Origin of the sequence: Mycobacterium sp. (assembly GCF_036488105.1) — a bacterium.
Taxonomy (GTDB): Bacteria; Actinomycetota; Actinomycetes; order Mycobacteriales; family Mycobacteriaceae; genus Mycobacterium.
In genome coordinates, this window is record NZ_DASXHW010000512.1 from 1 (window position 1) to 5,795 (window position 5,795).

Genomic DNA, 5,795 nt, shown 5'->3' on the forward strand with positions numbered 1-5,795 from the left:
GCGGACCCGCTGCGGCCGGCCAAGCGCATCAATCCGGGCGCGCGCTATGCGGCGATGGAACAGTTCTTCAGGGCCAGCCACACCGGTGTTGCGGGCGCCGCCATGATGACGTCGACGGCGTCGGTGCAGGTGAACCTCGACGCCGGTCCGCAAGCCGGCTGGGGCGACCGGGTGCGGCTGGCCCACGCTCTCGGGCCCGTCATGGTGGCGATCGCCGCCAATTCGCCGCTGTTGAGCGGAGAGTTCACCGGCTGGCGTTCGAGCCGGCAGCGGGTGTGGAGTCAGCTCGACTCGGCTCGGTGCGGGCCGATCCTCACGGCCAGTGGCGAGGATCCCGGTACCGACTGGGCGCGCTACGCGCTCAAGGCGCCGGTGATGCTGGTGCACAGCCCCGAGGCGGTACCGGTCACCCGTCGCGTGCCGTTTGCCGACTGGGCCGACGGCCGCGAGCTGCTCGGCGGTCGCCGGCCAACCCACTACGACCTGGAATACCACCTGACCACGCTGTTCCCGCCAGTGCGTCCACGGCAGTGGCTGGAGATCCGCTATCTGGATGGCCTGCCCGGCGAGGTCTGGCCCGCGGTGGTCTTCACGCTGGTGACGCTGCTCGACGACCCGGCCGCCGCTGCACAGGCCGCCGAAGTAGTCGAACCCGTCGCCACGGCCTGGGACACCGCAGCCCGGGTCGGGCTCGATGACCAGCGCATCTTCTCGGCGGCCAACCAGTGCGTGGCCATCGCGGCCGAACGCGCACCCGCCGGGCTCGCCGACGGGATGCGGCGCCTCGTCGAGGCGGTAGAGCGGGGCCGCTGTCCGGCCGACGACTTCTCCGACCGGGTGATCGAAAACGGCATCGCGGCGACGGTGACCGAGCTGGCGCTAGGGGAACATTGACGTCACGCGAAGCGCTGGTCCGCAATCTGCACCGGGCGCGGATGAGAACCTTGCGGCTGGTGGATTTCGACGATGCCGAGCTCCGCCGCCAGTACGACCCGCTGATGAGCCCGTTGGTCTGGGATTTAGCGCATATCGGCCAACAGGAGGAACTTTGGCTGTTGCGCGGCGGCGACCCGGACCGCCCGGGAATCCTGTCCGGCGCGGTCGACAACCTCTACGACGCCTTCGTGCACTCCCGCGCCAGCCGCGTCGACCTGCCGTTGCTGTCGCCCGATCACGCGCGAACATACTGTCGTACCGTGCGGGCCGCGTCGCTGGACGCTCTCGAGCAGCTACCCGACGAACCGGACCACAATTTCGTGTACGGGATGGTGGTCAGCCACGAGAACCAGCACGACGAAACGATGCTGCAGGCATTGAATCTGCGCACCGGCCCACCGCTGCTGCTGGAGGCCCGCGCCCTCCCGGCGGGTCGGGCCGGACTTGCCGGGACGTCGGTCGAGGTGCCCGGCGGCCCGTTCGTGCTGGGTGTCGACGCCGCCGATGAGCCGTTCTCGCTGGACAACGAACGCCCGGCCCACGTGGTGGACGTGCCGACGTTCCGCATCGGCCGCGTCCCGGTCACCAACGGCGAATGGCGGCAGTTCGTCGACGATGGCGGCTACCGGCAGCCCCGGTGGTGGTCGGCGCGGGGCTGGCACCACCGCCAGACCGCAGACCTGACCGCGCCGCAGTTCTGGAACACCGACGCGCAGACCCGCACCCGGTTCGGCCATGTCGAGGACATCCCCGCCGACGAACCGGTCCAGCACGTCAGCTATTTCGAGGCCGAGGCCTACGCGGCATGGGCCGGGGCCCGGTTGCCCACCGAACGCGAATGGGAGAAGGCGTGCGCGTGGGACCCGCAGCAGGGCACGCGCCGACGCTATCCCTGGGGCGCCGCAAACCCGTCGCCGGTTTACGCGAACCTCGGCGGCGACGCGCTGCGTCCGGCAGCCGTCGGCGCGTATCCCGCCGGCGCATCGGCCTACGGTGTCGAGCAGATGCTCGGCGACGTGTGGGAGTGGACCAGCTCGGAGCTGGAGCCGTGGCCGGGATTCACCCCGATGATCTACCAGCGTTACTCCGAGCCGTTCTTCGGCGCCGACTATAAGGTGCTGCGCGGCGGCGCCTGGGCAGTCGAGTCGGCCATTGTGCGGCCCAGCTTCCGAAACTGGGACCATCCTTACCGGCGGCAGATCTTCTCGGGTGTCCGGCTGGCGTGGTCCGTCGACACCGACGCAGGGGGACGCCCCTGATGTGCCGCCACCTCGGCTGGCTGGGGCGCGAAGCCTCGGTCTCCTCGCTGGTGCTCGACCCGCCGCACGGTTTGCGGGTGCAGTCGTACGCTCCGCGCCGGCAAAAGCACGGGTTGATGAACGCCGACGGTTGGGGCGTGGGCTTTTTCGACGGGGTGACGCCGCGGCGATGGCGCAGTGCGGCACCGCTATGGGGAGATGTTTCTTTCGACTCCATCGCACCGGCACTGCGCAGTCACTGCGTGGTGGCTGCGGTGCGTTCGGCTACCGTCGGTATGCCCATCGAAGCCAGCGCGACGGCGCCGTTCACCGACGGACAGTGGCTGCTGTCGCACAACGGAGTCGTCGACCGGGACGTGCTGCCCACCAGTGCCGCAGCCGAATCAATCTGCGACAGTGCGATTCTCGCTGCATTGATATTCGACCGCGGGTTGGACGCGTTGGGGCAGACGATCGCTGAGGTGGGCGGCGACGATACTAATGCGCGGCTGAATATCTTGGCGGGCAACGGTTCTCGACTTCTTGCCACCACCTGGGGCGACACCCTGGCGATACTGCGACGCGAGGACGGTGTCGTGCTGGCCAGCGAGCCGTACGACGACCAACCCGGCTGGGAAGACGTTCCCGACCGACACCTCGTCGAAGTCACCACCGACCAGGTCACGTTGACCGCGCTGAACTCAACGAAGGGAAATTGATGACACTGACGTTGTCCAACCACCTGGCCGCGGATTCGGCATTCGAGGCACTATGCCGTGATGTAAGGGACGGACTGCAGAGTTCTCCGAAGTCGTTGCCGCCCAAGTGGTTCTATGACTCAGTAGGTAGTGACCTGTTCGACCAGATAACCCGGCTGCCCGAGTACTACCCGACCCGCGCCGAGGCGGAGATCCTGCGGTCTCGTGCCGCGGAGATCGTATCGGCCACCGGTGCCGACACGTTGGTCGAATTGGGCAGTGGGACTTCGGAGAAGACCCGGGTGTTGCTGGACGCACTGCGTGAGGGTGGTGCGTTGCGCAGGTTCGTGCCGTTCGACGTCGATGCGAACATGCTGTCGGCCGCCGGAAGCGCGATCCAGCGCGAATATCCCGGCATCGAAATTGCCGCTGTTTGTGGCGATTTCGAAGAGCACCTGGCCAAAATCCCGAACGGCGGCCGCCGGCTGTTCGTGTTCCTGGGCTCGACGATCGGAAATCTCGTCCCCGATGCACGCGCCGAGTTCCTCGCGGCGCTGGCTGAGGTGCTGCAACCCGGTGACAGCCTGCTGTTGGGCACCGACCTGGTCAAGGACGCCAATAGGCTCGTCCAGGCTTACGACGACAGCGCCGGCGTGACGGCACAGTTCAACCGCAATGTGCTCGCCGTGATCAACCGAGAACTCAACGCGGACTTCGATGTCGATGCGTTCCGCCATGTCGCAAGCTGGAACGCGGCAGAAGAGCGGATGGAAATGTGGCTGCGGTCCGAGCGGGCGCAGCGGGTGCGCATCGCCGCGCTGAACCTGACCGTTGACTTCAACTCCGGGGAACAGGTGCTCACCGAAGTGTCCTGCAAATTCCGGGCCGACGGGGTGGCCGGGGAGCTGGCGCAGGCAGGTCTGCGACTCACCGGGTGGTGGACCGACGCCGCCGGCGATTTCGGGTTGTCGCTGTCAACGAAGTGAACGCCGGCCTGGCCGACGCCTGGCGGGACGCCCGGCCGTCGGTCGCCGGGCTGCACCTGGACAGCGCCGCGTGTTCCCGGCAGAGCTTCGCGGTGCTCGACGCGACGGCCTTGCACGCCAGGCACGAGGCCGAGGTGGGCGGATACGTCGCGGCGGAGGCGGCCACACCCGTCCTCAACGCCGGACGCGCTGCGGTCGCCGCCCTTGCCGGCATGCCCGATGCCGAGGTGGTGTTCACCACCGGATCGCAGCACGCGCTGGATCTGCTGTTGTCCAGCTGGCCGCCCGGCGGCCGAACGCTGGCCTGCCTCCCCGGCGAATACGGTCCCAACCTGGCCCTGATGGCTGTGCACGGCTTCGCCCGCCGGACGCTGCCGACCGACGCCGACGGCCGGGTCGCGATTCATGAGGCGGCGATCAGCCTGGCTGCCGAACCGCCGGATCTGGTGCATCTGACGGCGGTGGCCAGTCACCGCGGGGTGGTCCAACCGCTGCAAGAGATGGCGCAGCTGTGCCGCGACTTAGGACTTCCACTTGTCGTCGACGCCGCCCAGGCGCTCGGTCAGGTGGATTGCTCGGTCGGCGCCGACGCGGTCTATGCCTCCTCACGCAAATGGCTGGCTGGGCCACGTGGCGTGGGTGTCCTCGCTGTGCGCCCGGCGCTGATGCAGCGGCTGCGCCCGCGGCTGCCGCCGCCGGAGTGGGCGGCGTCGCTGTCGAACGCCCAACGACTTGAGCTGGGTGAAGCCAATATCGCTGCGCGAGTGGGTTTTTCGGTAGCGGTCGGCGAACACGTCGCGTCGGTCCCGGCTGCGGTGTGGGCTCGCCTGGCTGAAGTGGGCCGGATCGGCCGGACCGTCCTCGCCGACGTGTCCGGGTGGCGGGTGGTCGAGGCGGTCGACGAGCCAAGCGCCATCACGACTTTGGCACCCCTCGACGGCGCCGACCCGGCGAAGATCCGCGGCTGGCTGATCGCGGAACGACGAATCCTCACCACCTATGTCGGAATCCAGCGGGCACCGCTGGAGCTGACGACACCGGTGCTGCGGATTTCGCCGCACGTGGACACCAGTAGCGACGATCTGGAGACCTTCGCGGCGGCGCTCGTCGAGGCGACGGCCGCGGTTTAGCCAAGCTCGGGGTCTGGCGAAACCGCAGCATTGACATTTGCTGCGGCGCTGCTTAACGTCAGGCTTCTCAGCTTTTTCACAGGCAAGGAGTGGGTCCGGCTACCCCGTTCACCCGAAAGGTAAGGGAAGAAATGACAACCAGTCAGCGCCGTGCGATGCTCACGATTGGTGCCGTTGCCGGAGGCCTGCTCGGGGCAGCGTTCCTACCGATGGCGGTGGCCTTCGCCGACACCTACGACTTCACGCCCGACATCACAACCTTCGCTCCCACTCAGGTCGAGGGATACCCGCCGCTCATCAACGAAGTGACCGGAGCCGAGAATTGGGGTATCTCAGACGCTACGACAAACACGGTGCGGTTCCCGGATGCTTTCACCGGCATAGACACTGAGACGACGATCGGGTCCTTCACCAACGACGATTTTCTGACGAATGCGGGTCTCATTGTTCTTGGTCCGAACAGCAGCTTTCTAGTCCCGAGCGGTACACAGATCGACCTCGCCAACTTCGGCCTTGGTTTCGAGAACGAATGGCTCGATGTTCCCAGCGGAGCCAACTCCGGCATCTCGGATCTGTTCATCACACCTTTTGGAAACTTCGAGGTTCTCGGGTCGGCCTTTTCCACCTTACTCTCGTAGCTCTCAGCCGGCCTTGTGCGCGGTGAGCAGGTAGGCCGGTAGCTTCATCCGGCCCTTCTCGTCGCGGTCGTGCGCTGGCATCGGAATGTCCGAATCTGCCGGTGCCGGTGGGATATACGCGTGGATGAACGCCGGCCGAATCTCGTCGATGTGCCAGTGCTTACTCACC

Annotated in this window: 6 protein-coding genes and 1 pseudogene; 6 read left to right on the forward strand and 1 reads right to left on the reverse strand. The window is 67.1% G+C overall.

The window, feature by feature from the left end; all coding sequences use genetic code 11:
- The 6 genes from egtA to VGH54_RS26925 form a co-directional block, all read left to right on the forward strand.
- Nucleotides 1–894, forward strand: an 894-nt coding sequence (egtA, locus tag VGH54_RS26900) for an ergothioneine biosynthesis glutamate--cysteine ligase EgtA (protein WP_331515182.1), incomplete at its 5' end; no start/stop codon positions are given.
- A complete protein-coding gene (gene egtB, locus VGH54_RS26905) occupies nucleotides 891–2,195 on the forward strand; it encodes an ergothioneine biosynthesis protein EgtB (protein WP_331515183.1) in 1,305 nt (434 codons plus the stop codon). The genes egtA and egtB, both read left to right, overlap by 4 nt.
- Nucleotides 2,195–2,893: an ergothioneine biosynthesis protein EgtC gene (gene egtC, locus VGH54_RS26910; protein WP_331515184.1), complete on the forward strand. Its 699-nt coding sequence runs from the start codon at nucleotides 2,195–2,197 to the stop codon at nucleotides 2,891–2,893. Before egtB ends, egtC begins: the two co-directional genes overlap by 1 nt.
- Nucleotides 2,893–3,858: an L-histidine N(alpha)-methyltransferase gene (gene egtD / locus VGH54_RS26915; protein WP_331515185.1), complete on the forward strand. Its 966-nt coding sequence runs from the start codon at nucleotides 2,893–2,895 to the stop codon at nucleotides 3,856–3,858. The genes egtC and egtD overlap by 1 nt, the downstream gene beginning before the upstream one ends.
- Nucleotides 3,855–4,988, forward strand: coding sequence for an ergothioneine biosynthesis PLP-dependent enzyme EgtE (gene egtE, locus VGH54_RS26920; protein WP_331515186.1), 1,134 nt, complete (start codon nucleotides 3,855–3,857; stop codon nucleotides 4,986–4,988). The genes egtD and egtE overlap by 4 nt, the downstream gene beginning before the upstream one ends.
- 89 nt (nucleotides 4,989–5,077) lie before the next feature.
- On the forward strand, nucleotides 5,078–5,626 hold the full coding sequence (locus VGH54_RS26925) for a hypothetical protein (RefSeq protein WP_331515187.1): 549 nt from the start codon (nucleotides 5,078–5,080) through the stop codon (nucleotides 5,624–5,626).
- Between the two features lie 3 nt (nucleotides 5,627–5,629).
- On the opposite strand, the pseudogene VGH54_RS26930 reads toward VGH54_RS26925, so the two are convergent.
- Nucleotides 5,630–5,795: pseudogene (locus VGH54_RS26930) on the reverse strand (SAM-dependent methyltransferase); the annotation flags it as partial.

Excerpts from the sequence above, each read along its gene's own strand:
- egtC (WP_331515184.1), top strand. The coding sequence starts at position 2,195 with ATGTGCCGCCACCTCGGCTGGCTGGGGCGCGAAGCCTCGGTCTCCTCG.
- egtD (WP_331515185.1), top strand. The coding sequence starts at position 2,893 with ATGACACTGACGTTGTCCAACCACCTGGCCGCGGATTCGGCATTCGAG.